Annotated in this window: 20 protein-coding genes; 12 read left to right on the plus strand and 8 right to left on the minus strand. The window is 41.8% G+C overall.

Features of this window, described 5'->3' with window-relative positions; translation table 11 throughout:
• The first annotated feature begins 36 nt into the window (after positions 1-36).
• A complete protein-coding gene (locus ACE38W_RS06725) occupies positions 37-414 on the plus strand; it encodes a winged helix-turn-helix transcriptional regulator (RefSeq protein ID WP_375829637.1) in 378 nt (125 codons plus the stop codon).
• A gap of 110 nt (positions 415-524) precedes the next feature.
• On the opposite strand, the gene ACE38W_RS06730 is transcribed toward ACE38W_RS06725, so the two are convergent.
• Entirely contained in the window at positions 525-707 is a 183-nt protein-coding gene (locus ACE38W_RS06730) for a hypothetical protein (protein ID WP_375829638.1), read from the minus strand.
• Positions 708-959: 252 nt separating this feature from the next.
• Here ACE38W_RS06730 and ACE38W_RS06735 point away from each other — a divergent pair, with 252 nt between their 5' ends.
• The 3 genes from ACE38W_RS06735 (at position 960) to ACE38W_RS06745 (ending at position 6283) form a co-directional block, all read left to right on the plus strand.
• On the plus strand, positions 960-1361 hold the full coding sequence (locus ACE38W_RS06735; RefSeq protein WP_375829639.1) for a DUF5856 family protein: 402 nt from the start codon (positions 960-962) through the stop codon (positions 1359-1361).
• A 367-nt stretch (positions 1362-1728) separates the two neighbouring features.
• Entirely contained in the window at positions 1729-4032 is a 2304-nt protein-coding gene (locus ACE38W_RS06740) for a WG repeat-containing protein (protein ID WP_375829640.1), read from the plus strand.
• Entirely contained in the window at positions 4022-6283 is a 2262-nt protein-coding gene (locus ACE38W_RS06745; RefSeq protein ID WP_375829641.1) for a WG repeat-containing protein, read from the plus strand. The genes ACE38W_RS06740 and ACE38W_RS06745 overlap by 11 nt, the downstream gene beginning before the upstream one ends.
• 62 nt (positions 6284-6345) lie before the next feature.
• Here the strand turns inward: ACE38W_RS06745 and ACE38W_RS06750 are convergent, their stop codons facing one another.
• Entirely contained in the window at positions 6346-6909 is a 564-nt protein-coding gene (locus ACE38W_RS06750) for an NADAR family protein (RefSeq protein WP_375829642.1), read from the minus strand.
• A 315-nt stretch (positions 6910-7224) separates the two neighbouring features.
• Here ACE38W_RS06750 and ACE38W_RS06755 point away from each other — a divergent pair, with 315 nt between their 5' ends.
• The 3 genes from ACE38W_RS06755 to ACE38W_RS06765 are packed head-to-tail and all read left to right on the plus strand — an operon-like array spanning position 7225 to position 8813.
• Positions 7225-7563, plus strand: a complete 339-nt coding sequence (locus tag ACE38W_RS06755; protein ID WP_375829643.1) for a helix-turn-helix domain-containing protein — start codon at positions 7225-7227, stop codon at positions 7561-7563.
• On the plus strand, positions 7556-8293 hold the full coding sequence (locus ACE38W_RS06760; protein ID WP_375829644.1) for an ImmA/IrrE family metallo-endopeptidase: 738 nt from the start codon (positions 7556-7558) through the stop codon (positions 8291-8293). The genes ACE38W_RS06755 and ACE38W_RS06760 overlap by 8 nt, the downstream gene beginning before the upstream one ends.
• Positions 8274-8813 (plus strand): hypothetical protein, encoded by a 540-nt coding sequence (locus ACE38W_RS06765; RefSeq protein WP_375829645.1) that lies wholly within the window; start codon positions 8274-8276, stop codon positions 8811-8813. Before ACE38W_RS06760 ends, ACE38W_RS06765 begins: the two co-directional genes overlap by 20 nt.
• 136 nt (positions 8814-8949) lie before the next feature.
• Here ACE38W_RS06765 and ACE38W_RS06770 read toward each other — a convergent pair whose 3' ends face one another.
• Both ACE38W_RS06770 and ACE38W_RS06775 read right to left on the minus strand, forming a co-directional pair.
• Positions 8950-10155 (minus strand): PepSY-associated TM helix domain-containing protein, encoded by a 1206-nt coding sequence (locus ACE38W_RS06770; RefSeq protein ID WP_375829646.1) that lies wholly within the window; start codon positions 10153-10155, stop codon positions 8950-8952.
• A gap of 70 nt (positions 10156-10225) precedes the next feature.
• Positions 10226-12616, minus strand: a complete 2391-nt coding sequence (locus ACE38W_RS06775; RefSeq protein ID WP_375829647.1) for a TonB-dependent siderophore receptor — start codon at positions 12614-12616, stop codon at positions 10226-10228.
• A 291-nt stretch (positions 12617-12907) separates the two neighbouring features.
• On the opposite strand from ACE38W_RS06775, the gene ACE38W_RS06780 reads away from it, so the two are divergent.
• Positions 12908-13582 (plus strand): response regulator transcription factor, encoded by a 675-nt coding sequence (locus ACE38W_RS06780; protein ID WP_375829648.1) that lies wholly within the window; start codon positions 12908-12910, stop codon positions 13580-13582.
• Positions 13579-14865, plus strand: a complete 1287-nt coding sequence (locus ACE38W_RS06785; protein ID WP_375829649.1) for a sensor histidine kinase — start codon at positions 13579-13581, stop codon at positions 14863-14865. The genes ACE38W_RS06780 and ACE38W_RS06785 overlap by 4 nt, the downstream gene beginning before the upstream one ends.
• On the opposite strand, the gene ACE38W_RS06790 is transcribed toward ACE38W_RS06785, so the two are convergent.
• The 3 genes from ACE38W_RS06790 to ACE38W_RS06800 all read right to left on the minus strand — a co-directional run bounded on the left by ACE38W_RS06790 (position 14860) and on the right by ACE38W_RS06800 (position 16527).
• On the minus strand, positions 14860-15324 hold the full coding sequence (locus ACE38W_RS06790; protein ID WP_375829650.1) for a hypothetical protein: 465 nt from the start codon (positions 15322-15324) through the stop codon (positions 14860-14862). The two genes, ACE38W_RS06785 and ACE38W_RS06790, sit on opposite strands and share 6 nt — an antisense overlap.
• Before the next feature lie 42 nt (positions 15325-15366).
• Positions 15367-16026, minus strand: coding sequence for an NAD-dependent epimerase/dehydratase family protein (locus tag ACE38W_RS06795; RefSeq protein ID WP_375829651.1), 660 nt, complete (start codon positions 16024-16026; stop codon positions 15367-15369).
• Between the two features lie 123 nt (positions 16027-16149).
• On the minus strand, positions 16150-16527 hold the full coding sequence (locus tag ACE38W_RS06800) for a hypothetical protein (RefSeq protein ID WP_375829652.1): 378 nt from the start codon (positions 16525-16527) through the stop codon (positions 16150-16152).
• Positions 16528-16606: 79 nt separating this feature from the next.
• On the opposite strand from ACE38W_RS06800, the gene ACE38W_RS06805 reads away from it, so the two are divergent.
• Complete coding sequence (locus ACE38W_RS06805) at positions 16607-17584, plus strand: helix-turn-helix domain-containing protein (protein ID WP_375829653.1); 978 nt, start codon at positions 16607-16609, stop codon at positions 17582-17584.
• Positions 17585-17673: 89 nt separating this feature from the next.
• On the opposite strand, the gene ACE38W_RS06810 is transcribed toward ACE38W_RS06805, so the two are convergent.
• On the minus strand, positions 17674-20115 hold the full coding sequence (locus ACE38W_RS06810; RefSeq protein WP_375829654.1) for an alkaline phosphatase family protein: 2442 nt from the start codon (positions 20113-20115) through the stop codon (positions 17674-17676).
• A gap of 310 nt (positions 20116-20425) precedes the next feature.
• On the opposite strand from ACE38W_RS06810, the gene ACE38W_RS06815 reads away from it, so the two are divergent.
• Together ACE38W_RS06815 and ACE38W_RS06820 are read left to right on the plus strand one after the other, a co-directional pair.
• Positions 20426-20965, plus strand: a complete 540-nt coding sequence (locus ACE38W_RS06815) for a helix-turn-helix domain-containing protein (protein WP_375829655.1) — start codon at positions 20426-20428, stop codon at positions 20963-20965.
• A 53-nt stretch (positions 20966-21018) separates the two neighbouring features.
• Positions 21019-21159: IS3 family transposase (locus tag ACE38W_RS06820; RefSeq protein WP_375829659.1), on the plus strand; the 141-nt coding region annotated here is incomplete at its 3' end.

Here is a 21159-nt window from a genome sequence, read left to right on the forward strand (position 1 = left end):
TCGCTTTATCAAGTAGTTCAAGGAAAGATACCTGGTATGAAAAAAGATACTATTATTGATTTACAGAGAGTTGAAAATGAGGTGTTTGAAGGAAATAACTGTCCTATGACAAATGCCCTGAAAATAATAGGTGGCAAATGGAAATTGCAACTGCTGAACAGTATTCGTAAAGAATGTCCCTTGCGTTTCGGAGAGCTGAAGAAAAAAATGCAAGACATCACCCAGGCCACGCTGACATTACAGCTACGTGAGCTTGAGCGGGATGGTATTATAGAAAGAAAAATCTATGCAGAAACGCCACCGAGAGTAGAATATAAACTTACAGCGCTAGGCAAGAAGCTGATACCTGCAATTGAGGCGCTGTGCGCCTTTGGGGATGCTTACTGTGCTGAAAGGCCTGCCAGTCAGCTGTAGTTGTTACTGCCTTTCTCTATCTGCCAACCATTTTATTTGTTTTGCTGTATCATGCTGTCGGGTATAGGGATAAGCGTATATGCGATACCGTTGCCGAGACGAAGATTTTCCTATTGGTGGAGGCCCAGATCCATAATTTTCTCTTTTTTCCATAATACGATGATAAACCCTATGTGCAGGCGTTTGAACTGTGTGATTTCCGCTGCCAGCCATTCGCCGCCGCGAGGCCTGGCGCTGATGCCCAACCGGGCCTTGTTTTCCAGCTGATGTAGCCAGTAAATTTTTGTATACATAATGGATAATTATTGTTTTTATAAGATGGCCCTGAAATTGTGAATTTAATAGTCAGAACCTGCTGTTAATAAAGGTTATCAGCAGTATCGAAGCAATGTCAGCTGGATAGAATGTGTATCTGATGACGCATTTTGTACAGCCAGCGCAACGATTTAGAAACACAGTAATGACGGAGTTCGCCACAGACTGTTGTTACAACAGGAAAACGAACAATTGCATTATACTTTACGTTCACAGTTAAAACCTATTTTATGAGTACACACACTGTTAAGGAAGTAAAGAAGTCTACAGAGATTTCCACCGGAGAGTTTTTAGGGATCATGTTCTCATTTAACAGCAGCCTGAAGCTACTGCATTGGGATGCACAGGGAAAAGGTAGTTATGCGGCACATATCGCTTTAGATCAGGCAGAGCATGACCTCCGAAAAATATTAGACCGACTTGTAGAAACCACCATGGCCACTAAAGGTGATATGGATATGACGATCCCGGAAACCCGGAAACCTAAAGAAGCCATTGCCTATATTGAAGGATTTTATACTGTTGTAGAAGCTAAACGTGATTTGTTCTCCGAACAATTTACACAGTCTATCATTGATGAATACCAGGAAGGTATCAAGCAGTTGTTATACCGACTTAAACGTCTGCAATAATAATACAATTCCGCATATGATAATTGCATAGCAATGCCGTTTTCTATCAATGGAAACGGCATTTTTTTCTTGATAAGTTTGATCGCAGGTTGCTGAGGTAGAAACAGGCAAATGTGCATAAAGAAAATCGTGATTGGCTTTTCAGCCGATTGAAGGCTTTGTTGGAAAAGCAGCTGTATATCCCTGAAATCAGGGATATGGTAACGTTTTAGCAATGGTACATTTGCATAGACATTTAAGGAGAAGAGTAATGGTACAATTGTATTGCAGCTTTATGATATCTCCGGATTCCTTACTAAATGCTTGATTAATCATTTTAATCTTGCATATTTGTATTTTACAGCCATGTTTTTTTCAGTCTAATCACATGAAATACCTAAGATTTATTATCCCATTGCTGTTCCCATTAGCTACCAATGCCCAGCAATTTACAGAAGTCGAATATCTTTCTCCATTTAATGATCTATTGGCAGAAATAAAGATGGATAACCAGGTGCAATACCTGCACCGTGGCGGTTTAGTCGTAATAGATAAGCTGGAAAATCAGGGATATTTTAAGACGCTTATAGGGGTAAAACATAATGCTTATGGCGCCGTGAACTACAACGGTAAAATTATTGCACCCTTCAAATATGACGAAGTAAAGCTCGCAGATGAAGAAGATGAATATGATCATCGCAATGATTTTTGCTTTGTTATCACCCGCCTGAATGGTAAATACGGTGCCATCGATACGATGGGAAATGTGCTTTGCGAGCCAATCTATGATGAAATTGATTACGTAAATGCCTCGGTTTTCAAATTCCGGAAAGGTCCACTCTGGGGCTGGGCGGATATCAAAACCGGCCGTATACTACAAGCACCTGCCTACGACGAAGTAGGCAAAAGTTATATTTCTCCCTTCCTGAAAGTAGAAAAACAGCAGAAAAAAGGGCTTGTTCGCCATGATGGAACACTGGTGACGGAAATTGTATATTCCGACTTCAGCGGCCTTGGCTATGAAGATAACGCGTACTTCACCTACGAAATACAAGGAAAAATCGGTATAATGGATAGTACCGGTAAAAAAATTACACCGGCTATTTATGATAAAGCAGAAAGAGGGCCTGCTTATGGTACTTTCGCCGTATATAAAGGCGGAAAGGTTGGTTTTATAAACCGTGAGGGTAAGGCCTTGACAGACCTAGTGTATACTGCATCCAGGCCTTATGGCAACTATGTGATGGTGACAAAGAACGGAAAACAGGGCATCCTCAATGGTGAAGGCAAAGATATCCTGCCTGATCAATTTGATGAAATTATTCCCGCAGGTACTAATACAGATAAAATAGGTACAGCTACTTCTTTCAGTACCCGCTTTAACTATGGCAATCCTGGCTGGTTCCTTACCCGTAAAGGTGCCGCATGGAATGTGTACGATACGACCGGCAAAAAATTGCTACCACTGGATTATACTCACACCGACGTAATCCTCTATAATAATACACCACTGATTGTTTTCACCACCCCCCAGCGCCTGATGGGATTGGCAAAAATCGATGGAACACCGTTGGTGCCTGCCCGTTATACGGGCATCAGCGAAGGCTATAACTCCGGTTACAGCTACCTGGATGATATGGCGGGCCCGCAAAAAGGTCAGTTTATTGCCATGATGAAAAAAGAGCGTATCGGCTTATTTAACATCACCACAGGAAAAGAAGTAATACCCGTGGCGTATAGCCGCATCGAGTGGCAAAACCCCACCATGATAGCGCTTAGCAAAGGTTATGATACCAGCGCTATCGCAGCACCCAACGGTACCATGATCAGAGGGGACAAGAAATATGGATTTTTTACCGCAGTAGCTGAAAACAGGATCGTAGAAACGATATATACCAACAACAGCAATGCCGCTACCTACCTGACAGACCTAAAAGGTAATAAGCTATATACCAATCCATACTGGGAATTTAAAGGTACTACCTTCTCTCGTTTGCTCATGCCGGATTCTGTTAAACATGACAACATATCCTTCAATGATGGACTCCTGAAAGTTTGGAATAATATCCACGAAAACCTCTTCATAGATACCACCGGAAAGGAAGTTTACTTCGATGGATATTCTTTCGTAGGTGATTTCTACAACGGATTGGCATTGGCAGCCACAGGTGAAAGACGTGATATGCGCTTTGGTATTATCAACCGCGAGAAGAAAATTATTTATCCTATTACTGCAGATAACATTACCCGCTTCGATAACGACTTGCTGGAAGTAGATCAGGATACCCTGAAAGGCTTGATCAGAAAGGATGGCAGCATATGCTTACCATTACAATATACAGAGATCAATAAGTTCTACGACATCGGTTATTTCAAAGTAGGAAAAAACGGAAACTATGGTGTGGTTGATTCTACAGGCAAAGAGATCATCCCGATAAAATACCAGGACATTACCTACGATAAAAGTCAGCGGGCATTTTCTGTTACAGAAGATCGTAAGTATGGTATATTAAATGCCAAAGGAGCGGTGATTATTCCGGTGAAATATGATGAGCTGGAACGCAATCAAAGCTATTACGATGGCGATGGCTTCCCTGTCATGGTAAAAGAAAATGGCTGGTATTTTTACATAACAGCTGATGGTACCACTTTACCTTATCGTTCAAAGAAAAGAAAAGGCTATGATGATTAGAAAGATGGTAATGCTGGCCTGCATGGTATGTTTATTCCTGCCTGTATCCGCACAGACGCAGAAAGGATCTGTGTTTATAAAAGGACTGGCGCATATCCAGCAAGGCACGAAATCCTGGTATATCAACAAGCAAGGCCAGAAGATGTTTGACAGGATTGAGCTAACGTTTAATCCTGCTGATGTAGAAGATGATGAACACCCTGATATTAAAGAGAATGAACAGCTGCTGCTGGTAAAGAATAATGGTAAATTCGGGGTGTTAGATAGTACCCATACATGGTTGGTACCTGCTGTATACGATTCTATATCACTGGAATATAAATTATATCTCCGTCTGAAAAAAGGTGATAAAGTAACGTTTGCGACTACACGTGGCAAATTACTGGTGCCCCTTTTATATCAGAACATTTATATACTGGGAGGCAAGTACTTTGGCGTAATGTCAAATAATAAATGGGGAGTGTATAATGGAAATATCAATTCATTAATCATTCCTGCAACATATGATCAGCTGGATTATTGTGCTGGATGCGGTTTTAATGGAGACTATCTGCTCGCCGCAAAAGGAAACAAATGGGGCGTTATTAATCTGAAGAATGAAATCATTGTACCATTCAACTACGAGCATGATACTTATTCACCCCGTGGTACCAACTGGATTACAGGTCTGCAGAAAAACGGTACTTATGTAAAGATAAACTCTATTACGAAAAAGGTGTATGCCGAACCGGAATACACGAGTATGGAAACTATTGACGATATGCTCAAAGTCAGGAAGAACGGATACTTCGGCCTGATAGACAGCGAAGGGAAAACTATGGCAGATTTCATTTATGACAATATCGACAACCCATATGATGAATTTGAATCCGGCCCCTTTATAGCAGTTACTAAAAATAAGAAAACAGGTCTGATCAATAGGGAGGGCAAGATCGTGTTGCCGTTGGAATATGATGGCGAAATCCGCTGCTATGATAATTATATCGTTGCTAAAGTAGCGGGTGATTATAAATTATTCGATAGCACAGGGCATCCGGTACTCGAAAATTCATATACTAGTATTGAAGGCTTTTATCCTGGTTATAAGCATAGCGGCCCACTATTATTTGTGCTGAAAAAGCAGGCGGTCTATGGACTTTATTTTCCTCAAACCAAAAAGTTGATTGCGCCCACATTTCATGAGATCGTGAAAGGTAGCTCTGATAAATTGATCGAAGTAGAATACCAGGACAAAGCTGGTTTATTCACTACTGATGGTCAGGAACTATTTCCTCCGATATATACCAAATTTGAATTGCTGAATGATTCGCTTTATCTCGTGCAGCAAAATAAGAAATGGGGGCTGTTGAATATCAAAACCAAACAACAGGTAATGCCATGTAATTATGTGGACCTACAGCCACTTGCGGCCGAAGATACCCTGTTAGAAATAGTTCAGAAAGATAGTGCCGGCGAGAATAAATATGGTGTTGCAGATATTCAAGGTAACATATTACTACCAGTTCAATACTCCGGTGTGTATCTGTTGAAGGGAAATGTACTTATTGCCACTACCCTTAACGGTGACGTCCCTACGTACAACTTGTTTGATGCCAACACCAGGAAATTGCAGCCTATAGCAGGTTACAGGGATTATTCAACCGTGCGTGGACAAATCATTGTTGGTACAGAAGGTAAATATGGGGTCATTGATGAACATAATAAAGCCATTATCCCGCCTGTTTATGCGGATATTCGGGTAAGAAGTCAGGGAATTTACCAGGTAGTAAAAAATACAGGTAGTAAGATGATGTATGGTTATATAGATAGTACTGGTAAAGAATTGGTGCCACCTATCTACGACCTGGATGAATTCGGCTATACGAATTACGAGACAGGCAACAGCTTATTACTGCTGAAACTCTCGGCTGATGGCGGTTCGTACAAGCAAGGGCTGGCATCGCTGCAGGGGTTGATACTTGTTCCACCTACTTATGAACTTTTGCTGATCAATGACTCAGGAAATGGTTTCATCGGCAAAAACGGTCGAAAATTTACCTTGTTGCATGCAAACGGGAAGCCTGTTACCAGCAAGCAGTTTGATGATATTGCCTTAGATGAACAACGGGGCTATGCGGGTGTTAAATACTCTTTCCCGGTGTTGTGTAAAGATGGGAATGTAACAGTATATGTTAATGAAGATGGAACTACGTTACCGCTGAAAATGACTGCTGTGATACCTTTTGTAGGAGATGAATTTAGTCCTTACTAAGTTTTTTGTTTTAATATACAAAGCGCGGAATAGCCATTGGGTGATTCCGCGCTTTGTTTTATCTATTGTTTAGAGAGGATGTCACGCGCTTCCATCAGCGCAAAACCCAGTAGATTGAGGCCTTTCCAAGAAGCAGGCTGGGTGGCATTTGGATTATCTTTTCCCATACCAATGCCCCAGATCTTATCTAACGGGCTCGCCTCTACGAGGATGCGGTTGCCGGTATTCAGCAGATAGGTTTTTAGGTTATCGTGCTGTCCGAACTTATAAACATTTCCATTTCTTACGATATCGCAGCGATGCTGGTTCCAGGTGTGTTCATCAAAGTTGCGTACTTTTCTGCCTAGCTTTTTAGCTTCGCCAGGTGTTTTGCAGGCCAGTACCTGTTGGAATATTGGCTGGTCATTGAAAAGCAGGGCTTTCTGTGCCATCATCCAGTGTTCCGCTGTGAGGTAACGATGACCATCAGCAGTGAAAGGGGCTTCGTACCACTGACTGAAACATTCTTTTCCTAATTGTCCGTTCGCAGCAGGTGTGTGGCCCCAGAAGAATAAATATTTAATTGTGGCGGCGTGCTCGGATTGTGCAAGCAACCATTCAAGGTTGTAGCGGGTTATCTTTTCCATAAAACGAATTTCAAATTTATCGGGGAGGCGCGAAATTAGGTTTTTTTTGTGGAAAAGGAGAGAGGATTTTAAATTTATTCACTCAGTAACTGGAATTGCCTTAGACAATTTCGGTGAGTATCTATTTACTTGAAATTGGTGTTACAAAAATTATATTTATTTAGTATTCTGTATGAATGATGTAATTTAATTAATTGATTTTGATTTTATAATAAAGTATTTATTTCAATATTTGTTACAAAATGACTGATTGATTTTGAAATTTGTTAAATTTGTAACAACATAAAAAATGCAGATTTTATAAAAATAGCGTTTATGGAACATGCAGCAGTTATCCTTAAAACATTGAGGGAGAAACTAGGATTTAACCAGGAAACGATTGCAAATTTTCTTGGTACAAAAAGAGAAATGGTGAGCTATTATGAAACAGGTGCAAGAGAAATACCATTAGATGCATTAGAAAAACTTGCAGATTTATTCGGTGTTGATCTGGCCATTTTCTTTGCTGATAGTCTGGAGGAGGCATCCATCGATATTAGTTTTGCTTTCAGAGCAGATGAACTTGGCAGCGAGGATATTGAAAGTATAGCAGCATTTAGAAAGATTATCAAGAATTACCATAGAATAACCAACCTGGGCGGCGACAATGTTTAAAAATGACTACATAGAATATAAAGCAAATAAATTCCGTGAGGAGCACGGATTTGGAATTACTGAGCCGATTGATTTATATAAGCTGCTAGCCAAATTGAATATTATTAGTGTATTTAGAGGTATGTCAGATAAGTTTTCAGGAATGGCGATCAAGTCTGATCTCAGCAATTTCATAATGATTAATTCAAATGATATTAAAGCAAGACAACACTTTACTATTGGACATGAATTATATCATCTCTTTGTACAGGAAAATTTTACAAATAAAATCTGTAGCGTGGGTTTATTTGATAAAAAAGATCCTGAAGAATATAATGCAGATTGGTTTGCCTCTTATCTACTTATGCCTACTGGTGGTATTTTTGAGCTATTGTCTGAAAAAGAATTGACAACAAAAAAAGTATCATTGAATACAGTTGTGAAAATGGAGCAATACTTTGGCGTATCAAGGTTGGCAGTGCTCAACAGACTAATGTTTATCAATTTAATAAGCAAAGAAAGAAAAGAAGAATTTAGAAGTAATATTAAGCGTAGTGCGTTATTAATGGGTTACGGAGGTGAATTATATGAACCTGCAAACGCAAATAAAGTAATTGGTGATTACGGAGAGCGAGCAAAAAAATTATATGATAAAGAATTGATTTCTGAAACAGACTTCTACAACTTAATGCTGGATATTTTCGTAGATATAGATCAGCAAATAGTTGATGATGACAAAGCAGAAGGATGAACCCAAAATTTTACTTGATGCAGATGTTGTTATACATTTTATTATAGCAGGGTTCCAATTAAAGTTAACCTCTATATTCCCAGGTAGATTTGTAATACTTGACAAGGTAAAGCAAGAACTAACCAAAAGAAAAACAGAAGCACTAGGGGTTGAGAATTTTCTTAACTGGTGCAAAATTCCTGTGGTAATAATGCCCGGAGATGTAGAAATTTTAAAGGAATATGCTACATTGAAAAAATCAAGAGGAGATGGTGAAAGCGCTTGTATGGCTGTTGCCAGATACAAAAGAGAATATATTGCGAGTAGCAATTTGAGAGATATCCGCGAATATTGTCAGCAATATGATATTGTTTTTTATACAACAATAGACATCCTGGAATTCGCCAGACAGAAAGGAATACTGAGTGAGAATGATTGTGATACATTCATTGCTACTGTTAAGAAAAAAGGTAGTAAAATGCCGTATAATACAATGGCTGAGTATAAGCGGGCGAAGAATCCAAGTCAAGTGTCAAGATAAATGCCCGGACTAAAAGAATTTGTTATCTCCGTCCAATTTTTTTGAAATAAGCTTCTACTTATATTAAAATTCCATACATAAAATAAAAATCCCGCAGCATGCTATAATACTGCGGGATCTTCGATATCGGTAAAAATTATGCTGCCTGACTGGCAACAATATTTTTGGCTACTGGTTTCTTTTTCTGCTTACGTGTTCTGTTGATCCACATAATTGTTCCTGTTGTTGGGAAAATAGCACCCAGCAAGGCTATCACGAAGTAGAATATCTTCGTAGGAGTGCCATAGATAGTACCAGTATGAATCGGCTTCATCAGGTTCTTTACTTTTACGCCCAGTTTACGCTCGCTGAAAGTTTCTTTCTGTAATATCTTACCACTGTATTGATCGATGGTGAAAGCAGTGGTAGCAATTTCTATCCTGGCGGTAGCTGGTAAAGCATTTACAATATAAGAGCTGCTGCTATCTTTCGGCATTGTTAACGTATAGAAATAAGCATTTGGTTCCTGTTGCTGTCCTATGCGGAAAGCGTCATCAGGACTAAGACGCAGCTGATTAGCTTCTGTGGCCACGCTGTTAGCGATGGTGGCCGGCTTGTTGCTGCCCAGCGTGGAATAGAAGGCATTGCTGAACCAGTCGAACGACCATACCACACCTCCAAAAGCAATCACAAAAAGAAAGATGGAAGTATAGAAGCCAAGTACTACGTGCAGATCATTGTTGACACGTTTCCAGTTGCCATCCCATTTTACTTTCAGACGTTGTCTGAGAATATTCCTTGTTTTAGGCCACCAGAGGATAATACCTGTGATGAGGATAAAGAGGAAAATAAAAGTGCTGGTGCCAGTGATGATTTTTCCGGTATCGCCAGCCAGCAGCCAGCGGTGGAAAGCAAATATCTTATAGTAGAAGGTTGTTTGGTAGCTGTATAGTTCAATGACTTGTCCGGTATATGGATTGACAAAGGCAGTACGGCCTTTCTCTTTTTTAGGAGGAGCACCTTTGCCTTTTTCGCGGCCCATAGGCTTGCTGTCGGCCTTTTCCCCCTCAGGCCTTTTGTCTTTTTTCTTCTCTTCAAAAATAACTTGTACGGTACGGGTAGGGTCTGCAAATACCTGGATACGTGTGATGTTAGCTCCAGGAACTTCCTTTTTGACGCTGTTGATAATCATGGAAAGCGGGGCCCTGGTTTCGCCTGGCGCCACAAAATACCTTTCGTGGTTCAAAGCCTCTGTAATCTCTTTCTCAAATACCAGCATGGCCCCTGTCAGACAGCTCAGGGTGATAACCAGACCAGCAGCGAGTCCGAGATATAAGTGAATGCGTCGGAAGAATACTTTCATAAATAGTTGATATAAACGGTAAATGGGCTGCCTGTTTTACCAGCGCAGCCCAATGATTTCAGGTACTTAATTAGAATTTGTATGCAACCGTTCCAGTGAACGCAGTCGGAGGAATCGGGTTGATACTATAGTTTTCGTGTACATAATAGTTGTAAGTGTTGGTAAGGTTAGAAACCTTCGCCATGAAGCTCAGCTTTTTGTAGGTATAACCAGCGCTGATATCGATGGTGCTGTAACCTGGAACAGAGATCAAGCGGTTGGTTTTAGGTGCACCTTTGATGTCGGTGGTATTGTTCCAACCTGCATAACGCTGTCCGAGGTAATAGAAACCTGCTCCAAATTTAAGACCTTTCAATACAGATTTCTGAATAGTATAGAAAGCGCTTGCATTGGCAGTGTGATTTGGATTTCCTACCAGACGCTCGCCTTGAACAGAACCTAATTTATCGCCAGCAGAGGTGATTTCAATATTGTTGTAGCTATAACCCGCCACTACATCTAATCCTGCGAGAGGGTGGCCCATGATATCCAGTTCTACACCTTGGCTTTTGGTACCGCCTACTATGCGTTTGATATTAGTATTGGCATTAACGGTAACGCCATCTTTCAGATATGGCGCTTGCTGTGCCAGATTGTTATTTATAATACTGTAAACAGTGAGGTTTACAGATAATTTACCGCCGAAGAAATCATTCTTGATGCCAGCTTCATATTGCTGGATGGTAGATGCAGGCAGATTAACCGTATCTACGTCGAAACCTGTGTTAGGCGTGAATGAGGTCGTGTAGCTGGCAAAAATCGCTGTAGTTGGTATTGGTTTATAAACGATACCAAACTTAGGTGAAAACGCGTGATCGTACCTACTGTTATTGTTATTTGTTTTCTGACCACCTTTTGTTAAATCGTAAGTGATCGTATTTTCTGTTTGCAGGTAAGATGCACGTAAACCGGCAAGGATATTCAGTTTGTCGGTAATTTTGATCAGATCCTGCACATACAGGCCCACCCTGTTGATCGGTGCATTGGTAACACCGGTCATTGGCGCTGCTGGCATATCTGTACGTAACGGGGAAGCGTATGGATCGTAGATGTTTTTTACCACATCATAAGTCGCAGGAACATTATAGGCATAAGTACCGGTATAATATCTGTCTGCATCAATGCCGGCCAGGATATTATGTTCCAGAATACCAGTTCTTACAGTACCTGTGAAATCTAATTCAGCAGCAAAGTAGTCTTCGTTGGTAGCATTCTTACCCAGTTTGCGGACCATGGTATCTTTCTGTGCCTGGAGACGCTCGATGCCATAGTAATCACGCATGTATTTAGAATAAGAGATCAGCGCGTTCAGGCTCCATGTTTTGCTCAGCTGATGTTTCAGGTTAGCAGAAGCAGTAGCCTGTTGTGTATGTGTATAGTTCCACGGTGCACCGTAGAAAACATTGCGGCCTACTTTAGGGATCACCGTATCATTCAGAGATGGAGTACCAAAGTCAGGGGTGAAATCAGCTTTCAGGTAATCGCCCTGAACAAGAAGTTCTGTGCGTTCACCTAGTTTGAATAATAAGCTAGGGTTAACGTAATATCTTTTAGAATGTACCTGATCACGATAGCTATCCGTGGTTTCGAAGCTGCCGTTTACGCGATAGGCAATAGATTTATTGATAGGGCCATAAACATCGAAGGATGGTTTCAGTAATCCGAAGCTACCTGCTCTTACATTTACTTCACCACCGAAGTCGAATCTAGGTTGCTTGGTTACCATGTTCAGTACTGCGCCTGGAGAAACGTTGCCATAAAGAATCGCAGCACTTCCTTTCAGTACTTCTACACGCTCCAGACCACTCATTTCAGGCATAGCGCCAGAGTTTACGCGTGTACCGTTTTTGAACATATTCGTAGAAGAAAATGCATAACCGCGGGAGTTGAAGCTTTCCTGAACACCACCGCGACTAGAAGCCATATATACGCCGTTAATGTTTTTAACCACGTCGCTGAGGCGCTGTGCCTGTTGGTTTTCCAATACTTCGTGGCTGATAATGCTCACACTCTGCGGAAGGTCCATGCTGGCTACTTGTAACTTGCCAATTTCCACACGACGTGAATTGATGTTGGTTACATGTTTGCCATCAATTACCACTTCATTTAACTGGCTGGCACTTACTTCCAGCGAAGCATTAGCGGTCGTTGTATGATCAGCAGTTACCACCACTGGTTGTTCCAGGGTTTTAGTGCCTGTATGGGAAATTACCAACACATAATTGCCTGGCTTAACGTTTTTTATAGTGAAAGTACCTTCTTCTGTAGTGAAGGTCCCTTTTTTCATATCTTTTAATCCTACGGTAACATATGGAGTAGGTTGGCCATCTGAGGTAGTAACTTTTCCTTTAATCGTTCCTGTTTGTGCAAACAGTGTAACATTGATCAGCAGTAAGGTCAGAATCAGGTATAAATGTTTCAACGCTTCTAAATTTTATGCAAAGAACGCTTAGTCTGACAGCTTCATAAAGACAAAACCGGAAAAATTATCTGCATAAATTACAGGTTTTAGGTAAGATATTTATTTTATGTTATATGTGTAATGATCATGTTTATGTAGATAAATTTAATTCTTATTTAATTAAAAATCAATTATTTATGTCTGATTGTTTGATTTTTGATCCTCCATAATCACAAATTTCCATATGGAAAATTCCTAATCAAATCGGGAAAAATTCAGAAAGAATTCAGAATCAACCAATAGTTTTGCTATATGAAATTGTTGATTATTGAAGATGAAATCCAGCTGGCGCAAAGCATTATGAACTATCTGACAGATGATGGCTATAAATGTGAGTTTGCGGCTAACTTTAAACAGGCCATACAGAAAATACATAGTTATGAGTACGACTGTATCCTGCTGGACCTCATGTTGCCTGGTGGTGATGGGCTGGCATTGCTGGAAGAACTTAAATCTCAGCAAAAACAGGATGGCGTCATTATTATCTCTGCCAAAGATGCCTATGAAGACCGTATCAAAGGCCTGGAACATGGCGCCGATGATTACCTTGTAAAACCATTCCATCTGCCAGAACTGGCCGCACGTATATTTTCTGTTATAAGAAGAAGGAAGTTTAACAACAGCAATATTCTACACCTCAATGAACTGACACTTGACCTCCTCGCTAAAACAGTGCAGGTAAATCAACAATCAGTTCCACTAACTAAAAAAGAATTTGAACTGCTGGTATATTTTATTGGCAACCGGAATAGGGTAGTGTCTAAAAATGCCCTGGCAGAGCATCTCTCCGGCGATATTGCCGGTATGCTGGAAGATCATAACTTTATCTACGCGCATATTAAAAACTTAAAGAAAAAGCTGCACGAGGCAGGCTGCAGCGCTTATCTTAAAACCGTTTACGGTACTGGTTATATTTGGCAATCATGAATAAACTGCTGAACAGGTCATTACGGGTATTTATTATTTATTCGGCCGTAGTGCTGCTGGCAAGCGTGCCAGTATACTACCTGATCGTAGATTTTATCTGGAAACATGAAATAAAAGAACATAATCGCATAGAAGCAGCAGCGGTAAGACAGAATTTAGATGCGCTGAACCGCAGCGGGGCTAACCTGGAAACGGCAGTTGCCCTCTGGAATCAGTTGCACGCTACCTCCCAGCTGACACAAGTCGCGGAAATCCGCCCCGACTCTACCTATAACATCTATCGTAAAAATCAATACCTCCCCCAAAAAGGCTATGATCGTTTCGAAGGCCTGGCTACCTGGTTTACTATCGACGGCAATAATTATCGACTCGCCGTTGAAACAAATATGGAAGAAAGCTATGAAACCATTCCTGCGCTTGGCTTTGTAACCGGTATGTTTTTTATTATTCTCATCGCAGGACTCATCTACCTGAATAAAAGAATATCTGTCAGACTATGGCAGCCATTCTATGATACCATCAAACGCTTGCAGACCTTTGACCTGCAACAATATCAGCAATTACATTTTCCTGATGCTGACATTGAAGAGTTTAATATCCTGAACCAATCATTGGATAAACTGATACGGGCTAACCAGGTAGTTTATCAGCAACAGAAAGAGTTTACGCAAAATGCATCGCATGAACTGCAAACGCCGCTGGCTATCATCCGCTTTAAGTTAGATCTGCTTTATCAAAGTCCTCATCTAACAGCGGAACAATCTGCACTCATTGATCAGGCATATGAAGCGTTGTCGAGGGTATCCCGCCTGAACAAAAACTTATTACTACTGGCTAAAATAGAGAACAGTCAGTTCCCTGATAAAGAGGATATGCAGCTGAAACCTTTGCTGGAAGAGAAGTTACTGGAGCTGCAGGATTTCTTTCATGATAAATCTCAGCGCGTACAAACTGCAATAAACGAAGGCATTGGCCTGCATGTCAATATAACGTTGATGGATATACTCCTGAATAACCTGCTGCTAAATGCCATTCGCTACAGCGATGCAGGTAGTGAAATAAGGATCACTGCTACAATCAAATCATTGACGGTCGCTAATCCTGGGAAAACAGCCTTGTTAACGGAAAATCTTTTTCAACGCTTTGGCACCGTGACACCCGATTACCAAGGTACTGGCCTCGGACTCGCCATCATACAGCAAATATCTATTGCTAACTGCTGGGAAGCTCGCTACAACTACAGCGATGGATACCATCACTTTATCATCTGCCTGAAATCATAATGCCCTGAAAAAAGGACGATGCGTTAACGGAGAAAACGCCCAGGGAATACTGAAAAACATAATAATAAAAGCAATACTATACCAAATGGCGATGGTGCGGAATTTCTCTTTATCGGTGGCTTTACGCCTGGATTTACTGGCGCCAATAGTAATCAATACCACAGATGTCATCATCATGGTGATATGCTCCATCCCGAAAAAGCGGATTTCCCGCATATGTACTGCCGTAGAGAAGTTTGCCAGGAAATAATGTACCACTGGACTGATGAAATAAAGCCAGAGACCTAATACCAACTGAATATGTACCGATGCAACGGTGACTCTCCGCAACAGCACGTCCCTGGCGGTAAAGCTTCTGTTGCTGCGCATTCCCTGCCAGGCGGTTATCAAAGACAACGCCATACTAACTACTACGACCCAACGAATAAGGGAATGAATGGAAAGTAATACCGGATACATTTTTGAAATTTGGCTGCAAATATACTACAGGCAACGAATATTTTAGTGCTGAGATTTTGCCAAAGCCTTGATATCACTTACTTCCAGGATATTTTTACTGTAACCGTCGATAGCTGCATTGATCATTGCCAGGCCTACCTGCTGTACGGTGGAGTACATTTTAGGCAAAAAGAGCTTTGCCATTGGAGCCAGCACCTTATAGATGGTTTTAACGTTTTGCTGACCAGGCATAGGACTCATAAATCCTGGTCTGAAATTATATTGCTTCTTGAAGCCCATGGCTGCCAGTACATTTTCTGTACGACCTTTTACGCGCGCCCACATCACCCGGCCTTTTTCAGAACTATCAGTAGCTGCGCCGGAAATATAAATGAAGGTCATACTAGGATCAATGTCCAGCAAAACTTTGGCTACATATGTGGTGGTGTCGAATGTAATGTCTGTGTATTTTGGTTCCGACATTCCTATAGAGCTAATGCCGGCACAGAAGAAGCAGGCATCATAACCTTTGAGATGTGCCTTATATTTTTCCAGGTCCATGAAATCTGGTACCAGTAATTCTTTCAGCTTAGGGTGACTTTGATCCAGGTGACGGCGGTTGATCATCAGCACCTCGGAAACATCATTATTTTGCAGGCATTCCAGCAATACTCCTTGTCCAACAAAGCCAGTAGCGCCGGTGAGGATAACTTTAATCTGCATATAGCGTTTTCATATTAGAGTCTGAAGGTAAGCTATGTTTTTGAAAATCAGCATGGCAGACTATTACATAATAATTCCGGATACCTGCCCGTAGGTACCCGGAATCTGTAGTGTTGTCATGTCTTAAGCCACGGTTGCAGGTTTATGAAATTTGAACTGCAGGATGGCCATTAGTGCTACCCATGCAGCTACAGCGCCAGTGAGCAGATAACCGATGCCAGATAAGGAGAATGCACCTGTGAGAATGAATACAAGGCTACATACTACCCAAAGTGTGTCCAGTGCGATAATAGTGTTTATTAGTCCACTGCGTAGTGGCGTTAGCGCAGCATACATTACCAATGCAGCAAAGAGTACCAGGAAGATGCCCACTTCAGAAAAAGGCCATGATACACTGGTCGCAAAGATGGTAGCAATTTTACCAGGAATAACAGCCATTAAAATGCCAGTGGCGCCAGAGGTGATAGCGTTTACGAGTAATACTTTTTTCAGTGTTTCCATATCAATTATTTTTTTTCAAAGCTACCCGTCTTTGTATCTTTGGAATTGATATTTTACGACAATCTTTAAAACAGGGATTATGCAGGCACCTATTCTCGCTCATCACCTGAATACCTATCTCGACTACGCCCGACTGCGTGTTAAGGCGGATAATCCGTTTATCAGAGAAGCCATTGGATTAACGGCGGATATTGATTTCTCAAAAGATATGATTAGTGCCAGTCTTTTCTATAATGTGTTAGAGAAGATATACCTGGCGCTGGACCAACAGATTTCAGGCGTACAGGTTGGGAAATTCCTGAACCTTAATGCGCTGGGACTGATCTACCAGATATCTTTACAGGCAGGCACCCTGGAAGAAGGAATATTTTACCTGAGAAATTTTATCAGTAATACCATCGGTATCATTGATATGGGTATTTATACAAAAAATGGCAGGCAATATATTCAGCTGGTCATCAACAATAAAGAAGCAGCGCTGAATCAGGTGATCCTGGAAACAACGCTCACCATCATTGCCAAGGAGCTGTCTATGATGGCTGCCGAAGACCTCGACATTCGCATAGGTACGCCGCATTATAATGACGTATATCCGTCAACGTTTATGTATGCAGATGAATATGTGTTGTCGTTTATACCCGGCATGTTGAAAGCCGCTATCAGCAGTGTTAAGCATTATCACCTTGATTACCTGGTGCCACAATACCTGATGATGATAGAAGGTCTGAAGCGTGACCAGCGGTTTACCAACAAAGTGAAAATTGCCGCTCTTAATATGGCTACACCAGCATTGCCGGAATTGAAAGAGGTGGCTGATGGATTTAATATGAGTCCGCGTACTTTCCAGCGTACACTGGCGAAAGAGCAATTAACATTCCGTCAGCTGACAGATGAGTTGAATAAGGATTTAGCGATGATGCTGCTGCGACATGAGAAGTACAGCGTTTCGGATGTGGGGTATCTGCTGGGATATGCGGAGCCTGCAGCATTTCAGCATAGTTTCAGGAAGTGGTATGGAGATACGCCCATGACTATACGGAAACAATTATTACAGTAGTCAGCCTATCATCAAAAAAACTGGGGAATGAGTTCTCGCCGTCGGCGAGAACTCATTCCCCAGGGAAATATTATAATCAGCGCGTCGCATCAATCATCATCATCTTTCTTCTTCTTTTCAAGAATGACAAAGGCACTACGTTTAGGTGCAGGCATCACACTATGTTCGCCTTTGATAGCTTTCCAGATCACTTCGTTGAGCTCCAGGTCTGGCGCAGCATCTTCTTTAGTAAGATCAAATTTCTCTGATCGTTTGCTACTTTCATTTACGGCTACGTTACGTTCTTCCAGGTCTACCAACGCTGGTTTTACGGTGTAAGGCGTAAGGTCTGGCGTGTTGGTAAAGCATTCGTACAGGGGCAATGCGGCGGCATCGTACTGGCTCATTGGTGGTAGGCCAAGAATCAGTTCCATGGTACGCAGGAAGCCGGAAGTAGAATACATGCTACTTACAACAGCTTTTCTTTTTACATAAGGACCGATAACGAAAGCAGGGGAACGGTGTGCATCCACATGGTCAGGGCCATTTTGCGCATCATCTTCGAGGATGAACACTACTGATTCTTTCCATATAGGGCTATGAGAGAGATGTTCCAGCAGACGGCCTACTGCGAGGTCATTATCTGCTACAGCCGCGCGAGGCGATGGTTTGCCTTTACGCTGGCCGCTGGTATGGTCGTTGGAGATACGGATGGTGCTGAATTGCGGTACCTGGTTGATGGCGAGCAATGAGTCGAAATCATGTTGCCAGGCATCTACACGCACCTGATCTTTGATATCCATATCGAAACCAGGAGAGTATGGAGACATATGTCCTTCCAGGGTTTTGAGCTGTGCTTTATTGAAAGAACCGAATTCGCCATAGCTCCGGAAACTTACGCCAGCGCGTTTGCAATAATCCCAGATAAAACCATCTTTTGGATAAGTTACCGGACGGCCACCTTCGTAGTTGGTAGTGCCACCACGATTACCGTAGCTGGTAGGCCAGGTTTTTTCTACTACATCAGTAGCATAAGCTGCCATGCTCCAGTTATGCCCATCGGCGCTTACTTCAGCATCTACATAAAAATTATCTAGCAATACATATTCTTCTGCAAAAGCATGATGGTTAGGGGTAATATTTCTTCCGAATAAAGTAAGGGAAGAATCGCCATTACCTTGTGGTAAATCTCCTAACACCTGATCATATGTTCTGTTTTCTTTGATGATATAGAAAACATGTTTGATGGGAGATGTTTCTCCCTGTTTGCGAGGGATGGGATTACCGGCTTCTCCATCGGCCAGCAGGGCCTTTTTATCAGAGAAAGGTGTGTTGGCATATACTTGTTTAGTATAGGCTTTCTGTTGTTCTTCTTTAGGCGCATCGATAAAGGATAGTGTTCCTTTGAAGAGACCTGCGATATATTGCAATCTGTTGTTGGCGGTACTTCCGGTATGTATGCCGCTATTGTCCAGTTTACTAATGGGCTGTGGTCCTTGCGGATTTGGCAGCGACGTGTTGCCTTTACCGTTAGCGACGATGATTTTAGATCCCAGCACTTTCACACTGGTAGGATACCAACCTACCGGGATGAAGCCCATGCTTTCGCTATGTCCGGGACGTGATACATTGAAAACGCTCAGGCAGTTGTTGTCTGCATTGGCGATGTACAATGTTTTTTCATCTTTGCTAAGTGCCAGACCGTTGGTGGTAGAGCCGCTCAGCTGTGTAGGATATAAGGTGGTGGAAATAGTTTCTAATACCTGCCCGCTGTTGGTATTGATAACAGACACCGTATTGTCGTTGGCGTTAGCCACGTATAGAATAGTTCCTTTTTTATTCAGTAATAATTCATTTGGGTGGTTCCCAACATTGATATAACTGGTAATGGTTGCATCTGCGGTATTGATCACTGCTACGGAAGCGCTTCCCCAAACGCTTACATAGAGTTTAGATTCGTCCGGTGATAAGGCGCAGCTATAGGCGATGTCTGGCAACTGAATGCGGTTAAGCGTTTGCTTGGTTGCCGGATCAATGATATAGAGGGCGCTATCTTCCTTTGTAACGGTATACAGCCTGGTATTATTTTTATTCACGGCTATACCGGCAGGACTGATCTTCTGCTTAGGCCAGGGCTGACCGAGTTTGATGGTGTCTGCTGTGCCCAGTTTGCCAGTGTTGACAGGGAAGTTCAGTATCCAGTTGTCGTTAGCGCCGGATACATAAAGATGTTTTTCATCTTTGGTGAACTCGAGGCCGTACCATGCTTTCCCAACAATGCTGCTATCCAGGATAGTAGCGGAAGATGGGTCTATCAGTTGTACGGACTGTGTACTCTGACCGTTGTTGGTAACAGCCAGGTATTTGCCGGAGCTGCTGAGACGAATATTCAGCGGAAGGTCGCCTAGCTGGATGGAATGTCCTGCCGGACTTAATTTCCAACCATTCGGCAGTAAGATCTGTTTGGAGTCTTGCTGCAGGCCGGGCTTTTGTGCGAAAGTGTTGAATCCTGCTACTGTTAAGGATAGCAGGAGTAAATGTGATGGTTTCATGTGTGTGTTGATATGCTGTTGGCCAATTGAGCAACGAAAGTACTCAATCAGGAAAAGTTTTTTGGGATAGTATATTATCTAATTGTTATGAATATACGGTTTTATTAGGAGACTATAAAGCTGCGGCCAGCATATCTTCGGGGCGTCTCGCTCCACCTTTGGTGCGGGGCAATCTCCGTTGAATTTGAGTGAAGCCGAAGGCATCGTTCAAATTCAGCGCAAAACGGCAAGAGGTCAATTGTGTGAACTAAAAAAGGAAGGCCAAAGTGAGGTGCCCCCAAAAAGTTAGACACTTTTTGGGGGCACTTTTATGGATAAAAGAATAAAATACAGTTCATCGCAAAAGTTAATAATAGTCAAGGCAGTTATATCAGGAAAAGAGTCCTGTTGTTCAGCTGCGGTTAAAATCGGAACAACGGATACAGTGATCCTACGGTGGGTAAATCTTTATCGTCATCACGGTGGAGCAGTTTTTGATCGGTCGGCAGGTCGATATAGCGGTCAGTTTAAAGTCCGGGTAATTCAATACATGCTCAAAAAACAATTATCTTTAACGCAAACAGCAGCCTTTTTTGGAGTACCACAGGATTGTACTGTTGGCTTGTGGCTTAAAAAATATAAAGAATTAGGGGCTAATGGGTTGCTAGTTGAAACCAGAGGGCGCAAATCAATTATGGCAAAGAAAGGTAAGAATAAAGTTGTCAAATCTACTACCGATGCAGAGGCCAAACTGTTAGCCTTACAGAAGGAGAATGAATATTTACGAGCAGAAAATGCGTTCCTAAAAAAGTTAGACGCCTTAATTCAAGAGGAGAAGCAGGCCACAACGGGGCTCAAATCGCAAAAGTAATCCAGGAATTAAGGCGGGATCACAATCAGGAACTATTGTTAAAAGTTGCCACGATGGCGAGGAGTACCTTCTATTATTACCTCAGGCAGCTCCAGAAACCAGATAAATCAACCACTATTACAGCAGCCATAAAAGACATATATCATCAGCATAAAGGCCGATACGGTTATAGACGCATCACTATGACATTGAAG

This window comes from Chitinophaga sp. Hz27, assembly GCF_042263525.1.
GTDB lineage: Bacteria > Bacteroidota > Bacteroidia > Chitinophagales > Chitinophagaceae > Chitinophaga.

Coding starts and splice junctions, on each gene's coding strand:
- ACE38W_RS06790 (WP_375829650.1), bottom strand. CDS start 15,324: ATGTATCCGGTATTACTTTCCATTCATTCCCTTATTCGTTGGGTCGTA.
- ACE38W_RS06815 (WP_375829655.1), top strand. CDS start 20,426: ATGGATAAAAGAATAAAATACAGTTCATCGCAAAAGTTAATAATAGTC.
- ACE38W_RS06800 (WP_375829652.1), bottom strand. CDS start 16,527: ATGGAAACACTGAAAAAAGTATTACTCGTAAACGCTATCACCTCTGGC.
- ACE38W_RS06735 (WP_375829639.1), top strand. CDS start 960: ATGAGTACACACACTGTTAAGGAAGTAAAGAAGTCTACAGAGATTTCC.
- ACE38W_RS06765 (WP_375829645.1), top strand. CDS start 8,274: ATGACAAAGCAGAAGGATGAACCCAAAATTTTACTTGATGCAGATGTT.
- ACE38W_RS06785 (WP_375829649.1), top strand. CDS start 13,579: ATGAATAAACTGCTGAACAGGTCATTACGGGTATTTATTATTTATTCG.
- ACE38W_RS06805 (WP_375829653.1), top strand. CDS start 16,607: ATGCAGGCACCTATTCTCGCTCATCACCTGAATACCTATCTCGACTAC.
- ACE38W_RS06755 (WP_375829643.1), top strand. CDS start 7,225: ATGGAACATGCAGCAGTTATCCTTAAAACATTGAGGGAGAAACTAGGA.
- ACE38W_RS06795 (WP_375829651.1), bottom strand. CDS start 16,026: ATGCAGATTAAAGTTATCCTCACCGGCGCTACTGGCTTTGTTGGACAA.
- ACE38W_RS06770 (WP_375829646.1), bottom strand. CDS start 10,155: ATGAAAGTATTCTTCCGACGCATTCACTTATATCTCGGACTCGCTGCT.
- ACE38W_RS06730 (WP_375829638.1), bottom strand. CDS start 707: ATGTATACAAAAATTTACTGGCTACATCAGCTGGAAAACAAGGCCCGG.
- ACE38W_RS06725 (WP_375829637.1), top strand. CDS start 37: ATGAAAAAAGATACTATTATTGATTTACAGAGAGTTGAAAATGAGGTG.
- ACE38W_RS06750 (WP_375829642.1), bottom strand. CDS start 6,909: ATGGAAAAGATAACCCGCTACAACCTTGAATGGTTGCTTGCACAATCC.
- ACE38W_RS06810 (WP_375829654.1), bottom strand. CDS start 20,115: ATGAAACCATCACATTTACTCCTGCTATCCTTAACAGTAGCAGGATTC.
- ACE38W_RS06740 (WP_375829640.1), top strand. CDS start 1,729: ATGAAATACCTAAGATTTATTATCCCATTGCTGTTCCCATTAGCTACC.
- ACE38W_RS06745 (WP_375829641.1), top strand. CDS start 4,022: ATGATGATTAGAAAGATGGTAATGCTGGCCTGCATGGTATGTTTATTC.
- ACE38W_RS06760 (WP_375829644.1), top strand. CDS start 7,556: ATGTTTAAAAATGACTACATAGAATATAAAGCAAATAAATTCCGTGAG.
- ACE38W_RS06780 (WP_375829648.1), top strand. CDS start 12,908: ATGAAATTGTTGATTATTGAAGATGAAATCCAGCTGGCGCAAAGCATT.